The organism is Catellatospora sp. NPDC049609 (assembly GCF_040675365.1).
GTDB lineage: Bacteria > Actinomycetota > Actinomycetes > Mycobacteriales > Micromonosporaceae > Catellatospora.
Genome location: NZ_JBFAOU010000049.1, coordinates 1 through 17084, shown reverse-complemented (window position 1 = coordinate 17084; position 17084 = coordinate 1). Strand labels below are relative to the sequence as shown.

Annotated in this window: 13 protein-coding genes; 10 read left to right on the top strand and 3 right to left on the bottom strand. The window is 71.4% G+C overall.

Features of this window, described 5'->3' with window-relative positions:
* Nucleotides 1–14 precede the first annotated feature (14 nt).
* The 6 genes from tsf (at nt 15) to AB0J67_RS16235 (ending at nt 5988) form a co-directional block, all read left to right on the top strand.
* On the top strand, nt 15–842 hold the full coding sequence (gene tsf / locus AB0J67_RS16260; protein WP_363482520.1) for a translation elongation factor Ts: 828 nt from the start codon (nt 15–17) through the stop codon (nt 840–842).
* Nucleotides 843–946: 104 nt separating this feature from the next.
* The gene (pyrH, locus tag AB0J67_RS16255; RefSeq protein ID WP_363482517.1) at nt 947–1666 is read left to right on the top strand and encodes a UMP kinase; all 720 of its coding nucleotides are present in this window, start codon (nt 947–949) and stop codon (nt 1664–1666) included.
* Between the two features lie 276 nt (nt 1667–1942).
* Complete coding sequence (gene frr, locus AB0J67_RS16250; RefSeq protein ID WP_363482514.1) at nt 1943–2500, top strand: ribosome recycling factor; 558 nt, start codon at nt 1943–1945, stop codon at nt 2498–2500.
* A complete protein-coding gene (locus AB0J67_RS16245; protein ID WP_363482511.1) occupies nt 2500–3537 on the top strand; it encodes a phosphatidate cytidylyltransferase in 1038 nt (345 codons plus the stop codon). The genes frr and AB0J67_RS16245 overlap by 1 nt, the downstream gene beginning before the upstream one ends.
* Before the next feature lie 110 nt (nt 3538–3647).
* Nucleotides 3648–4775 carry a 23S rRNA (adenine(2503)-C(2))-methyltransferase RlmN gene (gene rlmN, locus AB0J67_RS16240; protein WP_363482507.1) on the top strand — a complete coding sequence of 376 codons (1128 nt, stop codon included), beginning with the start codon at nt 3648–3650 and terminating at the stop codon, nt 4773–4775.
* 103 nt (nt 4776–4878) lie between these two features.
* A complete protein-coding gene (locus AB0J67_RS16235; RefSeq protein ID WP_363482504.1) occupies nt 4879–5988 on the top strand; it encodes a DivIVA domain-containing protein in 1110 nt (369 codons plus the stop codon).
* 142 nt (nt 5989–6130) lie between these two features.
* Here AB0J67_RS16235 and AB0J67_RS16230 read toward each other — a convergent pair whose 3' ends face one another.
* A complete protein-coding gene (locus AB0J67_RS16230) occupies nt 6131–6352 on the bottom strand; it encodes a DUF2631 domain-containing protein (protein WP_363482502.1) in 222 nt (73 codons plus the stop codon).
* A gap of 226 nt (nt 6353–6578) precedes the next feature.
* Here AB0J67_RS16230 and AB0J67_RS16225 point away from each other — a divergent pair, with 226 nt between their 5' ends.
* Both AB0J67_RS16225 and AB0J67_RS16220 read left to right on the top strand, forming a co-directional pair.
* The gene (locus tag AB0J67_RS16225; protein WP_363482598.1) at nt 6579–8138 is read left to right on the top strand and encodes a Rieske 2Fe-2S domain-containing protein; all 1560 of its coding nucleotides are present in this window, start codon (nt 6579–6581) and stop codon (nt 8136–8138) included.
* 324 nt (nt 8139–8462) lie between these two features.
* Nucleotides 8463–9653 carry a S8 family peptidase gene (locus AB0J67_RS16220; RefSeq protein ID WP_363482499.1) on the top strand — a complete coding sequence of 397 codons (1191 nt, stop codon included), beginning with the start codon at nt 8463–8465 and terminating at the stop codon, nt 9651–9653.
* 249 nt (nt 9654–9902) lie between these two features.
* Here AB0J67_RS16220 and AB0J67_RS16215 read toward each other — a convergent pair whose 3' ends face one another.
* Nucleotides 9903–12380, bottom strand: coding sequence for an FAD-dependent oxidoreductase (locus AB0J67_RS16215; RefSeq protein WP_363482496.1), 2478 nt, complete (start codon nt 12378–12380; stop codon nt 9903–9905).
* Nucleotides 12381–12415: 35 nt separating this feature from the next.
* The gene (locus AB0J67_RS16210; RefSeq protein WP_363482494.1) at nt 12416–13117 is read right to left on the bottom strand and encodes a TetR/AcrR family transcriptional regulator; all 702 of its coding nucleotides are present in this window, start codon (nt 13115–13117) and stop codon (nt 12416–12418) included.
* 131 nt (nt 13118–13248) lie between these two features.
* On the opposite strand from AB0J67_RS16210, the gene AB0J67_RS16205 reads away from it, so the two are divergent.
* Together AB0J67_RS16205 and AB0J67_RS16200 are read left to right on the top strand one after the other, a co-directional pair.
* A complete protein-coding gene (locus AB0J67_RS16205; protein ID WP_363482491.1) occupies nt 13249–15390 on the top strand; it encodes an MMPL family transporter in 2142 nt (713 codons plus the stop codon).
* A gap of 447 nt (nt 15391–15837) precedes the next feature.
* Nucleotides 15838–16992: an alkaline phosphatase PhoX gene (locus tag AB0J67_RS16200; protein WP_363482488.1), complete on the top strand. Its 1155-nt coding sequence runs from the start codon at nt 15838–15840 to the stop codon at nt 16990–16992.
* Nucleotides 16993–17084 lie beyond the last annotated feature (92 nt).

The following is a 17084-nucleotide window of genomic DNA, read 5'->3' as shown; positions in this document are numbered from 1 at the left end:
CAAAGAGGGAACTGATGTCCACTTTTACCGCTGCAGACGTCAAGCGGCTCCGTGAGCTGACCGGCTCCGGCATGATGGACTGCAAGAAGGCGCTCGAGGAGGCCGAGGGCGACTTCGACAAGGCTGTGGAGATCCTGCGCGTCAAGGGCGCGAAGGACGTCGGCAAGCGTGCCGGCCGCACCACCGCCAACGGTCTGGTCGCGCACTCCGGCAGCGCGCTGCTCGAGCTGAACTGCGAGACCGACTTCGTCGCCAAGAACGACGCCTTCATCGCGCTGGCCAACCAGCTGGTCGCCCACGTCGCCACCACCAAGCCGGCCGACGTCGAGGCGCTGCTGGCCTCGAAGATCGGCGACGGCACCGTCGCCGACCTGATCCAGGAGCAGTCCGCCAAGATCGGTGAGAAGCTGGTCATCGGCCGCTTCGCCGTGCTGGACGGCGACGTCGCGGTGTACATGCACCGCAAGAGCGCCGACCTGCCCCCGCAGGTGGGTGTCGCGGTGGCGTACACCGGCAAGACCGACGAGGCCGGCGCGGACGACGCCCGCTCGATCGCGATGCAGATCGCGGCGATGCGGCCGAAGTACGTGACCCGTGACGAGGTGCCGGCCGAGATCGTCGAGTCGGAGCGCCGCATCGCCGAGCAGACCGCTCGCGAGGAGGGCAAGCCCGAGGCGGCCCTGCCGAAGATCGTCGAGGGCCGGGTGAACTCGTTCTTCAAGGACTTCGTCCTGATCGAGCAGCCGTCCGTCAGCGACCAGAAGAAGACCGTCAAGCAGGTGCTGGCCGAGGCCGGCATCGAGGTCACGCGCTTCGCGCGGTTCGAGGTCGGCCAGGCCTGACCCGCGCCGGGCGCAAAGCAGTAAGAAGGGAGGTCGTCGGTGGCAGCCACGGCCTCCCTTTTCCATACCGCCTGCGCGGTCGCAGGTCAGACGAGAGGGTGCTGATGTCCGGACACCAGTTCAACCGGGTGGTTCTGAAGCTTTCCGGCGAGGTCTTCGGCGGTGGCGAGGTCGGGGTCGATCCGGACGTCGTGGCCGGGATCGCCCGCCAGATCGCCACCGTGGTGCGCCGTGGCGTGCAGGTCGCGGTGGTCGTCGGCGGGGGCAATTTCTTCCGCGGCGCGGAGCTGCAGAAGCGCGGCATGGACCGGGCGCGCGCGGACTACATGGGCATGCTGGGCACCGTCATGAACTGCCTGGCGCTGCAGGACTTCCTGGAGAAGGAGGGCATCGAGACGCGGGTGCAGACCGCGATCACGATGGCCCAGGTCGCCGAGCAGTACATCCCGCTGCGGGCGATCCGGCACCTGGAGAAGGGCCGCGTCGTGATCTTCGGCGGCGGCGCCGGCATGCCGTACTTCACCACCGACACCGTGTCCGCCCAGCGGGCGCTGGAGATCCACGCGGACGTCGTGCTGATGAGCAAGAACGGGGTGGACGCGGTCTACACCGCCGATCCGCGCACGAACCCCGACGCGGTCAAGATCGACAAGATCACCTTCGGCGAGGTGCTGCGCCAGGGCATCCGGGTGGCCGACGCCGCCGCGTTCAGCCTGTGCGCCGACAACGGCCTGCCGATGCTGGTCTTCGGCGCCGAGGGCGACGACACCATCGTGCGCGCCGTCAGCGGTGACAAGATCGGGACTCTGATCACCGCCTCCTGACCTTCGGGGCCGGGCTCGCGCAGTGACCGGTGTGACGGGCGGTACCCTATGGCCGCGTAGCGGACGGGTTTCCGCGCGTTCACGGGTACGCGCAGGCGGACACGTCGACGCGGGCTCGGACGTGATACACCCATCACGCCGCCGTTGGGCGGATGATCGAAGACAGAGCACAGCCGCAATCAGTGACCGGCGTCCCGGCGCGGCGCGGAGCAGGGCCCACCAGGCCCGCCGCGACCGCCGGGCCGCCCGGACACACGATCAGAGACGGAGAGGCCCGTGATCGACGACACGCTCCTCGAGGCCGAGGAGAAGATGGACCGGGCGGTCGAGCACGCGAAGGAGGAGTTCGCGGCGATCCGCACCGGCCGTGCCAACGCGGCGATGTTCTCCAAGATCGTGATCGACTACTACGGCACGCCCACGCCGCTGCCGCAGATGGCGTCGATCGGCGTGCCCGAGCCGCGCATGGTGATCATCAAGCCGTACGACGCGTCGCAGATCGGCGCGATGGAGCGGGCCATCCGCGACTCGGACCTGGGGGTCAACCCCGGCAACGAGGGCAACCAGCTGCGCATCCTCGTCCCGCCGATGACCGAGGAGCGCCGCCGCGACATGACCAAGATCGCGCGCGCCAAGGGCGAGGACGCGAAGGTCGCCATCCGCAACGTGCGCCGTAAGGCCAAGGAGGAGCTCGACCGCATCGTCAAGGACGGCGAGGCGGGCGAGGACGACGGGCGCCGGGCGGAGAAGGAGCTCGACGACCTCACCGGCAAGTACGTCACGCACATCGACGAGCTCATCAAGCACAAGGAAGCCGAGCTGCTCGAGGTCTGATGAGCGAGCCATACGACACGGACCCCCGCCGGTCCGGCGCCTCTCGGGCGCGGCACCCCCACGATGCCGCGCCCGACGCGTATGCCGACCCCTCCGACGCTCCCGTCGACCCGCCCCGCGGCCGCCGCCGCCGCGAGGACGCGCCCGCGCCGCACGCCGGCCGGGACCCCGAGCCCCACCACGGCTCCGAGCCCGACCAGCCCGCGGCCGAGCCGAAGAAGGACTACGGCCGGGCCGGGCGCAACGTGCCGCTGTCCATCGCCGTCGGCGTCGGCCTGCTCGCGGTCGTCCTGACGCCGCTGTTCTTCGCCAAGCAGTTCTTCGTGCTGATCCTGGTCGCCGCGGCGGGGCTGGGCGTGTGGGAGATGACCCGCGCGCTGCGCACCTCCGGCGCCCGGCCGCCGCTGGTGCCGCTGCTGGGCGGCGCCGTGGCCATGATGGGCCTGGCCTGGTACTCGGGCGTGGACGCGCTCAGCATCGGCCTGCTGATCACCGTGCTGGCCACCATGGTGTGGCGGATGGGCGACGGCCCGGCCGGCTACCAGCGCGACATCGGCGCCGCCGCGCTGATCATGGTGTACGTCCCGTTCCTGCTGGGCTTCGCCGCCCCGCTGACCACGCCCGAGGACGGGCAGTGGCGGATCGTGGTGACGCTCGCCGCGGTGGTGCTCTCCGACACCGGCGGGTTCGTGGCCGGCGTGCTGTTCGGCAAGCACCCGATGGCGCCGACGATCAGCCCGAAGAAGTCCTGGGAGGGCTTCGCCGGCTCGGTGCTGGCGGCCGGGGTGGGCAGCGCGGCGCTGCTGTGGGCGCTGCTGGACGCCGCCCCCTGGAAGGGCGCGGTGTTCGGCGTGGTCATCGCGGTCGCGGCGGTGCTCGGCGACCTGGCCGAGTCGCTGCTCAAGCGCGACCTCGGCATCAAGGACATGAGCAACATCCTGCCGGGCCACGGCGGGATCATGGACCGGCTCGACTCCATCGTGTTCGCCGTGCCGACGGCGTACCTGTTGCTTTCCGTGCTGGCGCCGACGTCGTGAGTTGAGACACAGCGCACGGCGCCGCGCACGCCCATCACCTTCGCGAGCAGCACTGTTGGCACCCTCGGGGGTGTGTCGTCGGTGAACTGACGTGGGACACTGGATCGGTCATGACGAGCCTTCCCTTGATTTCCGTTACAGATGGTGACGGTGCGACTGCGCGCCGGGCATCCATGCCGCCGCGCCACCTGGCCGACCTCGACCTGGCGGGGCGGCGCCGCGCCGTGGCCGACCTCGGCGAGCAGGCGTTCCGCGCCGGCCAGCTGTCGACGCACTACTTCGGGCGCCTGGAGCGCGACCCGGCCGGGATGACGGACATCCCGGCCGCCGCGCGGGAGCGCCTGACCGGGACGCTGCTGCCCAAGCTGCTGACCCCGGTGCGCGAGCTGGCCTGCGACGGCGGCGACACGCGCAAGGCGCTGTGGCGGCTGCACGACGGCTCCCTCGTCGAGAGCGTGCTGATGGGCTACGCCGACCGGGTCACCGTCTGCATCTCCAGCCAGGCCGGGTGCGGCATGGCGTGCCCGTTCTGCGCCACCGGCCAGGCGGGCCTGACCCGCAACCTGTCCACCGCGGAGATCGTCGACCAGGTGGTCTACCTGGCCGGGATCGCCGCGTCCGGGGTGATGGGCGGGCAGCCGCGCCGGCTGAGCCACGTGGTCTTCATGGGCATGGGCGAGCCGCTGGCCAACTACAACCGGGTCATCGACGCGGTGCGCAGGCTGACCAGCCCGGCGCCGGAGGGCCTGGGGCTGTCGCAGCGGCACGTCACGGTGTCGACCGTGGGTCTGGTCCCCGCCATGCGCAAACTGGCCGACGAAGACCTCTCGGTGACCCTTGCGCTCTCGCTGCACGCGCCCGATGATGACCTTCGCGACGAACTCGTGCCGGTTAATCAGCGGTGGAAGGTGGCCGAAGTGCTCGACGCCGCGTGGGCGTACGCCGCCCGCACCGGCCGCCGGGTCAGCATCGAGTACGCCATGATCAAGGATGTGAACGATCAGCCGTGGCGGGCCGACCTGCTGGGTCGCCTGCTATCGGGGCGGCTGGCACATGTCAATCTCATCCCGCTCAACCCGACACCGGGTAGCAAGTGGGACGCGAGTCCCAAGCCGGTGGAGCGGGAGTTCGTCCGGAGGTTGCGCGCGGCCGGTGTGGCCACTACGGTGCGTGACACCCGGGGCCGGGAGATTGACGGCGCATGTGGACAGTTGGCTGCGAGCGAGGTTGAGGCATGAGCGAGCAAAGCGAGCGAATCATGGGCAGTGTCGACTCATGCCGTCGACGAGCGCAGCGAGGAGACGGCATGAGCGGCATGGTCAAGCTGAGTGAGGTGTCGGCGTGAGCTCGCACGGGCAGCGGTTCCGCCGGCGCGCGATGCGCCGGGGTTACAAGGTCGATGAGGTCGACACGTTCCTGGACCGGGTGGAGGCCACGCTCAACGGCAGCCCGGTCGGGCCCGACGTCCGGTCGCAGGAGGTCCGCGACGTCGTGTTCCGGGTGCGCTTCGGCGGCTACGACGAGTGGCAGGTCGACCTGCACCTCGACCGGGTCGAGCGTCAGCTCGCCGAGCTGGAGGAGCGCCCGGCCGCGCCGGGCCGCGGCGCCGAGCTGCGCGCCAGCATGGGCGGCCCCGAGCTGCGCGCCGGCATGGGCGGCCCCGACCTGCGTCCGGGGATGAGCCCGGCCGCGCCGCCGCCCGCTCCCGCGCCGATGCCCGACCGGATGGGCCCGCCGCCCCCGCCGCTGCCCACGCGCACCCCGGCCGCCAGCGCGCCGACCGGTGCGCTGCCGCGCTACGAGCAGCCCCGCTTCGAGGAGCAGCAGCCGTCGTACGCCGGGCAGGGCGCTCCCGCCGTGCCGCCCGGCCCGCCCGGCAGCTTCGACGGCTTCGGCGGCAGCCACGGCCGCGCCGACATGACCAGCGAGATCCGGATGCAGCCGCAGCCGCCGCGCAACGAGCCGCCCCGCGGCCCGGAGCCGCCGCGCGTCGACCCGTACGGGCCGAGCAGCGGTTTCGGCTCGGTGACCGCGCAGCAGCCGGTCTACCGCGACACGCCGCCGCGCGGCGGGTACGACGCCGACGCCACCAACACGTTCAGCGCGGTGCCCCCGGCGCCGGCCGTGTCGTCGTACGGCGGTGGCGGGTTCGCCTCGCCGCCCCCGTCGGCGCCGCCCATGCCGGCCGGTCCGGCGTACACGGGCGAGCTGGCCCGGGTGGACCAGCTGCGCCGCACCTTCCAGCTGCGCCGCTTCGGCAGCGGTTATGACCCGCAGCAGGTGGACCGGCTCTTCGAGACCGTGCTCAGCACGCTGGCCGGGCGCACCGGCGGCGCGGTCAACGAGGGCGAGCTCGACCCGGGCCGGCTCAACCTGGTCCCCGGCGGCTACTACGAGGCCGAGGTGGAGCAGGCGCTGCGCGAGGTCCGGGACATCGTGGCGCGCCGCTAGCCGACCGGAGATCGCCTTCAGCGGTCATGAGCTGCCGTCCGATCGCGGTTCATGACCGGAAACGGCGATCTCCCCACTCGACGACGACGTGAAACGGCCCCGGTCGCGCCCAGCAGGGCGCGACCGGGGCCGTTTCACGCGGTCAGTCGCGCAGGCCGTTGCGGCGCAGCACCGCGTCAATGATCATGATGGCGGCGAGCACGCCGGCGGTGCCGAGCAGCCAGATGGTCTCGACGTTGCCCTCGTGGTTGCCGAACAGCATCAGCAGCAGGCTGATGATCACCACGACCCCGGCCACCCGGGCGGCCTTCACCGGCGTGGGAGTGTGCTGGTCGGGCGAGGTTACCGGCTCTTCTGCGGCCACGATCTGGTCCTTCTCTCTCGACGTGCGGGGCCCCGGCGACGGTGCGGCGTCGCGGTGGTGGCAATACAGTCTGGCATGGCGTGATCGAGGACTCCTGGGGAGTCCGGCATGCCGCGGCGCGCCGGGTCCAGCGGCGGACCACGGTGGCGGTGGGCCGGCCCACCTGCGGCCTCAGGTAGCGTCATACGTCGGCGGACAGCGGCGAGAAGGGAAACGGGCAGTGCGGATCACCGGTACGGGACACGCCAGCATGCGGATCGACACGGCGGCGGGTTCCATCCTGTGCGACCCGTGGGTGAACCCGGCGTACTTCGCCTCGTGGTTCCCTTTCCCGGACAACTCGCAGCTCGACTGGGACACCCTGGGCGACGTCGACTACCTCTACGTCTCGCACCTGCACCGCGACCACTTCGACGCGGCCCACCTGAAGCGGTACGTCTCGAAGAAGGCGACCGTCCTGCTGCCGGAGTACCCGACCTCGCAGCTGGAGGACGAGCTGCGCGACCTGGGCTTCACCCGGTTCTTCAAGACCGTGTCGGACGAGGTGCACGAGCTCGACGGCGGCCTGAAGGTCATGATCCAGGCGCTGATCTCGCCGACCGACGGCCCGATCGGCGACTCGTCGCTGTGGGTCGAGCACGACGGCGTCCGGGTGCTCAACCAGAACGACGCCCGCCCCACCGACCTCACCCGCTTCGCCGAGCTGGGTCACGTGCACGCGCACATGCTGCAGTTCTCCGGGGCGATCTGGTATCCGATGGTCTACGAGCTGCCGCAGTCGGCCAAGACCGCGTTCGGCAAGCAGAAGCGCGACCGGCAGTTCGACCGCACCTGGCGCTACATCGACGACCTGCACGCGAGCTGGGTCTTCCCGATCGCGGGCCCGCCGTGCTTCCTCGACGACGAGCTGTGGCAGTTCAACGACATCTTCGGCGACGAGGGCAACATCTTCCCCGACCAGTCGGAGTTCATGAAGGAGTACGCCAAGGTCGGCGGCGCCAACGGCGTGGTGCTGCTGCCCGGCTCGGTCTCCACGGTGACCGCCGACGCGTGCGACACCACGCACCCGGTGGCCGACCTGGACGAGTTCTTCGCGCGCAAGGAGGAGCACCTCAAGGCGTACCAGGAGCGCCAGCGGGTGGTCATCGAGCGGGAGAAGGCCTCCTGGTCGCACCCGGAGATCGACGTGCTGGCCGGCATGAAGGCCCGGATCGAGCCGCTGCTCGACGAGTCCGTGCGGCTGGCGCAGGGCGTGGGCGGCCCGGTGCGGTTCGACCTGACCGACCCCGCGGGCGAGGTGATCGAGTCGATCCTGGTGGACTTCCCGGGCAAGGAGGTCCGGATCGCGGCCGACGAGAAGGTCCGCTACCGGTTCCGGACCGAGCGCCGCCTGATCGAGCACCTGCTTTTCATCGACGAGGGCGACTGGGTCAACTCGCTGTTCCTGTCCTGCCGGTTCTCCGCCGCGCGCATCGGGCAGTACAACGAGTTCGTGTACGCGTTCTTCAAGTGCCTGTCCGAGGAGCGCCTGCAGTACGCCGAGGGGTGGTACGAGTCGCAGCGCCCCGACGCCGAGGACATCACCATGGGCGGCTTCTCGTTCCAGCGCCGCTGCCCGCACCTGAAGGCCGACCTGACCCGCTTCGGCATCGTGGAGGGCAACCAGCTCACCTGCCAGCTGCACGGCTGGAAGTGGAACCTGGAGACCGGCCGCTGCCTGACCAGCGTCGGCCACGAGATCCGGTCCGAGCCCGCCGGGACCCCGGCACAGGCTCCGGCCGCCTGACGCGGCTACAGAAGGCGATCGCCGGCTGTCCGGCGGTCGCCTTCGCGCTGTTCCGATCACGTGCGGCCGTCACCCGCCGACGGTCCCGCTGGTTGGCATCTGTGCAGGTCAAACCAGGTGTGCGGGGGTGCGGGGGGTGGCTTCGGCGCGTCGTCGCCGGGCCGCGGGAGGGTTTCCAACCTTCCCAGTGAATAGGAAGACGGCATAAAAGAGAAGTCTTCAAATATTCATATCCCATGGGTACGTTCCTCCAAAACAGTTCCGGTGCGCCCTGTGACGAGCCACGAGCGACGGGCCGCCGGCCTGACAGGGGAGGGACCCACCATGAACCGTGCCCGCACACTCGTGCTGGGCGTCGCGGCGGTGCTGGCCGGCGCCACCGCGCTGCCCGCCGTGGCCGCCGCGGCGCCCCCCGAGGCCCCCGTGCTCGTCGTCAGCGGTGAGGTGGTGGCCGACAGTTACCTCGTCGTGCTGAAGCCGGGAGCCGACGTCTCCGAGGCCAGGACGCTCGCCATCCGGCACGGGGCCGGGCTGCGCAAGACGTTCCGGGCCGGGCTGAAGGGCTTCTCGTTCACCGGCAGCGCCCTGTCCGCCCGCCGCATCGCCGCCGACCCCGCGGTGGCGTACGTGCAGCCCAACATGATCCACCGGGCCACGGACACGCAGTCGCCGGCCACCTGGGGCATCGACCGCATCGACCAGCGCAACCGGCCGCTGAGCAACTCCTACACGTACTCCAACACCGCCTCGTCGGTGCGGGCGTACATCATCGACACCGGCATCCGGTTCGCGCACAGCGAGTTCGGCGGGCGGGCCGTCTCCGGCTTCGACGCCATCGACGGCGGCACGGCCGACGACGCCAACGGGCACGGCACCCACGTCGCGGGCACCGTCGGCGGCGCCACGTACGGCGTGGCCAAGGGCGTGACCCTGGTCGGCGTGCGGGTGCTCGACGCCGAGGGCAGTGGCACCACCGAGCAGGTCGTCGCGGGCATCGACTGGGTCACCGCCGACCACGACCCGGGCGAGCCCGCGGTCGCCAACATGAGCCTCGGCGGCGGTGCCGACACGGTGCTGGACAACGCGGTGAAGGCGTCCATCGCCGACGGCGTCACGTACGCCATCGCGGCCGGCAACGGCATCCTCGGCATCTTCGCGGCCAACGCCTGCAACTACTCGCCCGCCCGGGTGCCCGAGGCGATCACGGTCTCGGCGACGCAGAACAACGACGCCAAGGTCTCCTGGGCCAACCGGGGCACCTGCGTGGACATCTTCGCGCCGGGCGTGAGCATCACCTCGTCGTGGTTCACCAACGACACCGCGACGAACACCATCAGCGGCACCTCGATGGCGACCCCGCACGTGGCCGGGGCGGTCGCGCTGTACCTGCAGAACAACCCGGGCGCGACCCCGGCCCAGGTGCAGTCGGCGCTCATCGCCAACGCGACCACGGGTGTGGTCGGCTCGCCCGGCAGCGGCTCCCCGAACCGGCTGCTCTACACCGGCGCGTTCTAGCCGGCTCTGACGTGCCCGGCGGGGTCCACCGACCCCCGGACCCCGCCCGGCACCCGCGCGAGGCGCGTCGAGGGGGCGCCGCCTTGCGATCGACGTTGGCCTATCTGGATGAGTTCGATCACGAATTCCTCATCCAGATAGGCCAACGTCTATGAAAGACGGGGCGCGCCGCCCAGCCGCCGCCCCGCCCGCCGCGCGGGTGGGGCCGGGAGTGCGGAGGGGCAGGGCGGTGCGCGGCTCGGGGGCGTGCTACATGCGGATGCGGTCGTTCTTCGGGTCGTAGAGGGGGCGCAGGGAGGCCGTGGCGGGGTAGGTGCGGTCGGCGATCTCGACCGTCCACGTGCCCGCGTCGATCCACGCCTGGTCGAGCGGGGTCTCCCCGGCGTCGATCATCGCGAGGCCGACGGCGCCGCCGAGGGTGTGGCCGTACGACGCGGCGCGGATGTAACCGACGGGGACGCCGTCGCGGCGGACCACCTCGGCGTGGAACATCAGCGGCTCCGGGTCGGTGACCAGGATCTGCAGCAGGCGCCGGTGCAGCGGCCCGGCCGCCTTGCGCGCCAGCACCGCCTCGCGGCCGATGAAGCCGCCGGGCTTGTCCAGCGCGACCGCGAACCCGAGCCCGGCCTCCAGCACCGTGTCCGTGTTGTCGATGTCGTGGCCGTAGTCGCGGTAGCCCTTCTCCATGCGCAGGCTGGACAGCGCCTTGAGGCCCGCGTGGCGCAGCCCGAGCGGCCGCCCGGCCTCGACCAGCCGGTCGTAGGCATGCACCGGCTGCTCGGCGGGGACGTACAGCTCGTAGCCCAGCTCGCCGAGGTAGGTGATCCGGATGCACAGCGCGCGGGCGAACCCGAGGTCGATCTCCCGCGCGGTCCGGAAGCCGAACGCCTCGTTGGACACGTCGGCCGACGTCACCGCGGCGAGCAGCTCGCGCGAGCGCGGTCCCTGGATGTTGATCTGGGCGTACGCCCCGGTCACGTCGGTGGCGAAGGCGTGCGCGCCGGTCTGCTCGAAGTGGCGGCGCATCCGCGTCTCGACGTGGCGGTGCGCGGTGTCGGAGGCGACCACCCAGAACCGGTCCTCGGCCAGCTTGGTGACGGTCAGGTCGGCCTCCAGCGTGCCGCCCTCGTTCAGCCACTGGGTGTACGTGATCATGCCGGTCGCGCCGTTCACCCGGTTGGCGGACAGCCGCTCCAGCGCCTCGCCCGCGTCACGCCCCTGCACCAGGAACTTCGCCATGAACGACATGTCCATGAGGATCACGTTCTCGCGGGCGGCCCGGTGCTCGTCGGCCCAGTTGCCGAACCAGTTCTGCCGCCCCCAGGACAGCCGCTCGACCTTGGGCTGCTGCCCCTCGGGGGCGTACCAGTCGGGGCTCTCCCAGCCGCTGACGTCCTTGAAGTAGGCGCGCTGGGCGGCCAGCCGCTCGTGCAGCGGGGACAGCTTCGCCCCGCGCGCGGTCTCCATCGACTTGCCGGGATAGTGCGGCGCGTAGACCATGCCCAGCGACTCCACCGTGCGCGTGGCGCGGTAGGCGGGGTTGCTCTGGTAGCTGTGCAGCCGGTCGATGTTCATGCCGGTGACGTCGATGTCGGGGCGGCCGTTCAGGATCCAGTGCGCCATGGCGCGGCCGATGCCGCCGCCGGTCAGGATGCCGATCGAGTTCAGGCCCGCCGCGACGAAGTAGTTCCTCAGCTCGGGCGCCTCGCCGACGATCGGGGCCAGGTCCGGGGTGAAGCTCTCCGGGCCGCAGAAGAACTTGCGCACGCCGACCTCGGTGGAGATCGGGATCCGGGACATGGCCTTCTCCAGGTACGGCGCCATGCGGTCCCAGTCCGGGGGCAGCTCGCCGAAGGAGAACGAGTCGGGGATGCCGTCGACCTTCCACGGCGCGCACAGCGCCTCGAACAGGCCGATCATGAGCCCGGCGCCCTCCTCGCGGAAGTAGCCGTAGGAGGACGGGTCCTCCAGCACCGGCAGGTCGCCGTGCATGCCGTCGATCGGCTCGGTGATCAGGTAATAGTGCTCGGCGGCCTGCAGCGGGATGCTCACGCCCGCCTTCTCACCGAGTTGGCGGGCCCACATGCCCGCGCAGTTGACCACGAACTCGGCCTCGATGTCGCCGTACGGCGTGCGCACGCCGGTGACCGTGTTGCCCTGCCGCAGGAAGCCGGTGGCGGGGACGCCCTCGATGACGCGTACCCCCTGCATCCTGGCGCCCTTGGCCAGCGACATGGTGACGTCGACGGGGTTGGCCCGGCCGTCCTCGGCGACGTAGAAGCCGGCGAGCACGTCGTCGGTGTGCGCGAGCGGGAACAGGCCCTTGACCTCGGCGGGGGAGACCTCGTGCACGTCGACGCCGCACAGGCGGTTGAACGCGGCGACGCGGCGGTACTCCTCCAGCCGGTCGGTGTCCGTGGCGACCTGCACGAAGCCGACCTGCTTCAGGCCGGTGGCCAGGCCCGTCTCGGCCTCCAGCCGCGCGTACAGGTCCCGGGTGTACTTGCGCAGCTCGGTCGAGGTCTCCGACAGCGAGCCGAAGGTGACCATCAGCCCCGCGGCGTGCCAGGTGGTGCCCGAGGTGAGCCGGTCGCGCTCCAGCAGCACCACGTCCGTGCAGCCCATGTGCGCCAGGTGGTACGCGATGGAGGTGCCGATGATGCCGCCGCCGACGACCACCACGCGGGCACGGTCGGGCAGCTGGGGAACCGATGTGTCGGGCGTCATAGCGGGCGAGCCTACCGTCCTGAGCGGTCAATCAGTCAACCGGCGGCGCCGCCCGGCTTGACCTGCGACGCGAAGAAGGCGAGCTCCGCTTCGAACAGCGGCTCGGTGTTCGTGGCAGCCCACGCCAGCTGGCCGAACAGCTCCGCCGCCAGCACCCCGTAGAGCCTGGTCCAGGAGGTCAGGAACACCGCGGTCACCTCGATCGGCAGCTCGCCCTGCGACGGCAGCGCCCCGGCGAGCCGGGTCAGGTCGACGTGGCTGGCGTCGGGCAGCCGCCCGGCCTCCCACAGCTCCACCATCGGCTGCACGAAGATCGCGCCGAAGCAGGCGCCCGCGTGCTCCAGGTCGAGGCACTGCTCGTGGAACTGCTCCACCCCTGGCACCGGCGGCCCGAAGATCAGCGTGGCCTCGGGCCGGTGCGCCAGCGCCCAGCCGCGCAGCGTGCGGGCCATGGCGAGCAGCCGGTCCACCGGGTCGGCGGCGGGTCCCAGTGCGTCGCGGGCGGTCTCGCACTCGGCCCGGACCTCGTCGTAGAGATCCGTGCACAGCTCGATGACCAGGGCGTCCAGCGCCGGGAAGTACCGGTAGAGGGCGGCGGCGGTCATGCCCATCTCGCGGGCGATGGCGCGCAGCGAGACGCTCGCCGGACCGCCCGCCACCAGCTGCCTGCGTGCCAGCTCCTTGATCTCGGCCACGGTGCGCTCGCGCACCCGCTCGCGGTGTGAGGTGTCCGACATGGAGCTCCCTTGACGGCGGTGAACCGTGTCAGCGAAAGTAAACGGCGTTCACTAAACAGCGTTTATTTCAACAAGCGATGTTCACTTAAATAAGTGCTGTAAACAGCATATCGGTTCCGGAAGGGAAACGGATGTTCGCGTGGTGGGGGCGGGCCGTGGTCCGGCTGCGCTGGCTGGTGCTCGGCATCGCGGCCGCGGTGCTGGTCATCGGGGCGTCGTGGGGCGGCGGCGTGTTCAACGACCTGATCAGCGGCGGGTTCGACGACCCCGGCAGCCCGTCCAGCCGGGCGCACCGGGAGATCACCGCCCAGCTCGGACGGCAGGACGTCGACATCCTGGCGCTGTACTCCTCCGACAGCCTCACCTACGACCAGCCCGCGTTCCGGGACGCGGTCACCGCGGTCGCCGCGAAGGTGTCCGGCCGGCCCGAGGTGGTCAGCGTCGTCGGCGCGTACACCCCCGGCGTCCCGCCGCGGTTCGCCTCCGCCGACGGGCACGCCACCTACCTGGCGATCCAGCTGCGCGACGGGGACGAGAACAGCAAGCTCGCCGACCTCGCCGCGCTGCGGCCCGAGCTGGCCGCGAGCGGGCTGCAGACCGAGGTCGGCGGGCTGATGCCGTTCCTCGACGACGCCAATACCCAGATCAGCGACGACATCACCAAGGCGGAGCTGATCAGCCTGCCCATCCTGCTGGTGCTGCTGGTCTTCATCTTCCGCGGCCTGGTCGCCGCCGCCACGCCGCTGTTCGTCGGCGTGCTGGCCGTGCTCGGCGCGTTCATCGCGGTACGCCTGCTCGCGCAGGTCACCGACGTGTCGGTGTTCGCCGTCAACATCATCACGATGCTCGGGCTGGGCATGGCCATCGACTACGCGCTGTTCGTGGTGAGCCGGTTCCGGGAGGAGCTCGCCCGGCGGCTGCCCGAGGGCGGCGAGCCCGCCGACGAACGCGCGGCGGTCGGCGCGGCTGTCGCGCACACGCTGGCCACGGCCGGGCGCACCGTGCTGGTCTCCGGGCTGACCGTGGCGCTCGCGCTGGCCAGCCTGCTGATCTTCCCGATGGACTTCCTCAAGTCCATGGCCTGGGGCGGCATGGCCGCCGTGCTGGTCGCCATGCTCGCCGCGCTCACCGCCCTGCCCGCCCTGCTGGCGGTGCTCGGGCCGAAGGTCAACGCGCTGCGCGTACCGCTGCCGAGGTTCTTCTCGCCCCGGCCCGAGGGGGAGGGCGGCTGGGCCCGCATCGCGCGCAGCGTCATGCGCCGCCCGGTCGTGTACGCGCTGGCCGTCGCCGCGTTCCTGGCGCTCACCGCGACGCCGTTCCTCGGGGCGAAGTTCGGCGGGTTCGACGAGCGCGTGCTGCCCTCCGGGACCGAGTCGCGCACCGTCACCGAGCGCATCGCCGCGGAGTTCCCCGGCGGCAGCGCCGCCCCGATCAGCGTCCTGGTCGTCGGCCCCGGTGCGGACACCATGCTGGCGCGGGTCCAGGGCGTCGAGGGCGTCAGCGGCGCGGCGATCACCGCCCAGCGCGGCGAGGCCACGCTGATCTCGGCGTCGTACCCGGGCGAGCCCGCCGACGCCAGTGCCCGCGACACCGTCGCGCGGATCCGCGAGCTGCCCGCGCCCGCCGGCGCACGGGTCATGGTCGGCGGCCGGACCGCGGCCGACCTCGACCAGCTCGACTCCCTCGGCGGGCGGCTGCCGTGGATGCTCGGCATGGTCGCGCTCAGCACGTTCCTGCTGCTGTTCCTGGCCTTCGGCTCGGTGGTGCTGCCGCTGAAGGCGATCGCCATGAACGTGATCTCGATCGGGGCGTCGTTCGGGGTGGTCGTCTGGATCTTCCAGGACGGGCACCTGTCCGAGTGGCTCGGCTTCACCGTCACCGGGTTCCTGGAGCCGGGCAACATGGTGCTGATGCTGGCGGTGCTGTTCGGGCTCGCCACCGACTACGAGGTGTTCCTGCTGTCCCGGGTGCGCGAGGAGTGGGACGCCACCGGGGACAACACCCAGGCCGTCGCGTCCGGGCTGCAGCGGACGGGCGGCATCATCACCGCGGCGGCGCTGCTGCTCATCGTGGTGCTCGGCGGGTTCGCCACCGGCGGCGCGACCACCATCAAGGTGCTCGGCATCGGGATGGTCGTCGCGGTCGCGATCGACGCGGCGCTGGTGCGGGCGGTGCTGGTGCCCGCCACCATGCGCCTGCTGGGCCGCTGGAACTGGTGGGCCCCTGGCCCGCTCCGCCTCGTCTACCGCCGCTACGGCCTCAAGGAGGCCTGACCCTCGCCCCGACCGGCCCGCCGACCGGTGCCGGGGCCGGTCTGGTCGGGGCGAGGCCGGCGCTCGGGCTGCCGGGGCCCGGAGCCGGAGCCCGGGGCCGAGGCCGGGGCCCGGTGCCGGGGGCTCGGGAGCATGACCGCTGTCGCCGGTCGGAAAGTGCAGTCTGGCTCCACTTCTTGACCAGAAACAGCGATCTCTACCGTGCCCGGTCCGCGGTGGCACGGCGGAGATCGCTGTTTCGTGTCAGAACTTGCGGTGAGACCGCACTTTTCGACACGAAACAGCGATCTTCGCGGCTTCCGGCCGCCGCCGGTCGGGCCGGCGGCGCGGCCCGCGGTAGTGGCTACCGTGGAGACATGAAGGGTTCACCTGATCACGGGTTGGGTGACGCCTGGGGCTTCTAGCGTGCTCGATGACCGAAAGGCATCGACGAACGTGGAGGTCTTCGTGGAACGACGCAACGTTTTGCGGGCCGGGATCGTGGGCGGCGCGGCGGCCGCCTTCTCGGGCGCGCTGTGGAAGGAGGCGTTCGCCGCGCCCGCGCAGCCGGGCCCCGGGCCCTACGGCGCGCTGCAGGCCGCCGACGCGAACGGGATCATGCTGCCGTCCGGGTTCACCAGCCGGGTGATCGCGCGGTCGAGCCAGACCGTGCCCGGCACGTCGTACACCTGGCACAGCGCGCCCGACGGCGGCGCCTGCTTCGCCGACGGCTCCGGCTGGATCTACGTCTCCAACTCCGAGGTGTCCGCGGGCGGCGCCTCGGCGGTGCGGTTCAACTCGGGCGGGACGGTGACCGGGGCGTACCGGATCCTGTCCGGGACCTCGACGAACTGCGCGGGCGGGCACACCCCCTGGCAGACCTGGCTGTCGTGCGAGGAGACGAACACCGGCCGGGTCTGGGAGACCGACCCGTGGGGAGTGAACGCGGCCGTGGCGCGGCCGGCGATGGGGCGGTTCAAGCACGAGGCGGCGGCCTGCGACCCGGTCAACCGCATCATCTACCTGACCGAGGACCAGTCCGACGGCTGCTTCTACCGGTTCATCCCGAACACCTGGGGCAACCTGGCCACCGGCACGCTGCAGGTGGCCAAGGGCGGCTCCGGCACCTCGGTGACGCTGACCTGGGCCACCGTGCCGGACCCGGACGGCTCGCCGACCGCGACCCGCAACCAGGTCAGCGGCGTGAAGCGGTTCAACGGCGGCGAGGGCTGCTGGTACGACAACGGCATCGTCTACTTCACCACCAAGGGCGACAACCGGGTCTGGGCCTACAACACGGCCACCGCGCTGATCGAGCTGGCGTACGACGACTCGCTGGTGAGCGGCACGCCGCCGCTGACCGGCGTCGACAACATCACCGGCAGCGCCACCAGTGGCGACCTGTTCGTCGCCGAGGACGGCGGGAACATGGAGATCTGCGTCATCACGCCCGACGACATCGTCGCGCCGTTCCTGCGCATCACCGGCCAGGGCTCGTCGGAGATCACCGGCCCGGCCTTCAACCCCGCGGGCAACCGCTTCTACTTCTCGTCCCAGCGGGGCACCTCGGGCTCCTCGTCCGGCGGGATCACCTACGAGGTCACCGGCCCGTTCCGGAGCTGACCGGGCCGGGGCCCGCGTTGTCGCCGTCCCGCGCGCCGAACCGACCGGGGCAGCGCCACCGCCGAACTGCCGGTGGCGCTGCCCGCCGTCGG

Bases quoted from the DNA above. Each gene is read 5' to 3' on its own strand.
- tsf (WP_363482520.1), top strand. From the start codon at position 15: ATGTCCACTTTTACCGCTGCAGACGTCAAGCGGCTCCGTGAGCTGACC.
- pyrH (WP_363482517.1), top strand. From the start codon at position 947: ATGTCCGGACACCAGTTCAACCGGGTGGTTCTGAAGCTTTCCGGCGAG.
- AB0J67_RS16245 (WP_363482511.1), top strand. From the start codon at position 2,500: ATGAGCGAGCCATACGACACGGACCCCCGCCGGTCCGGCGCCTCTCGG.
- rlmN (WP_363482507.1), top strand. From the start codon at position 3,648: ATGACGAGCCTTCCCTTGATTTCCGTTACAGATGGTGACGGTGCGACT.
- AB0J67_RS16220 (WP_363482499.1), top strand. From the start codon at position 8,463: ATGAACCGTGCCCGCACACTCGTGCTGGGCGTCGCGGCGGTGCTGGCC.
- AB0J67_RS16215 (WP_363482496.1), bottom strand. From the start codon at position 12,380: ATGACGCCCGACACATCGGTTCCCCAGCTGCCCGACCGTGCCCGCGTG.
- AB0J67_RS16210 (WP_363482494.1), bottom strand. From the start codon at position 13,117: ATGTCGGACACCTCACACCGCGAGCGGGTGCGCGAGCGCACCGTGGCC.
- AB0J67_RS16205 (WP_363482491.1), top strand. From the start codon at position 13,249: ATGTTCGCGTGGTGGGGGCGGGCCGTGGTCCGGCTGCGCTGGCTGGTG.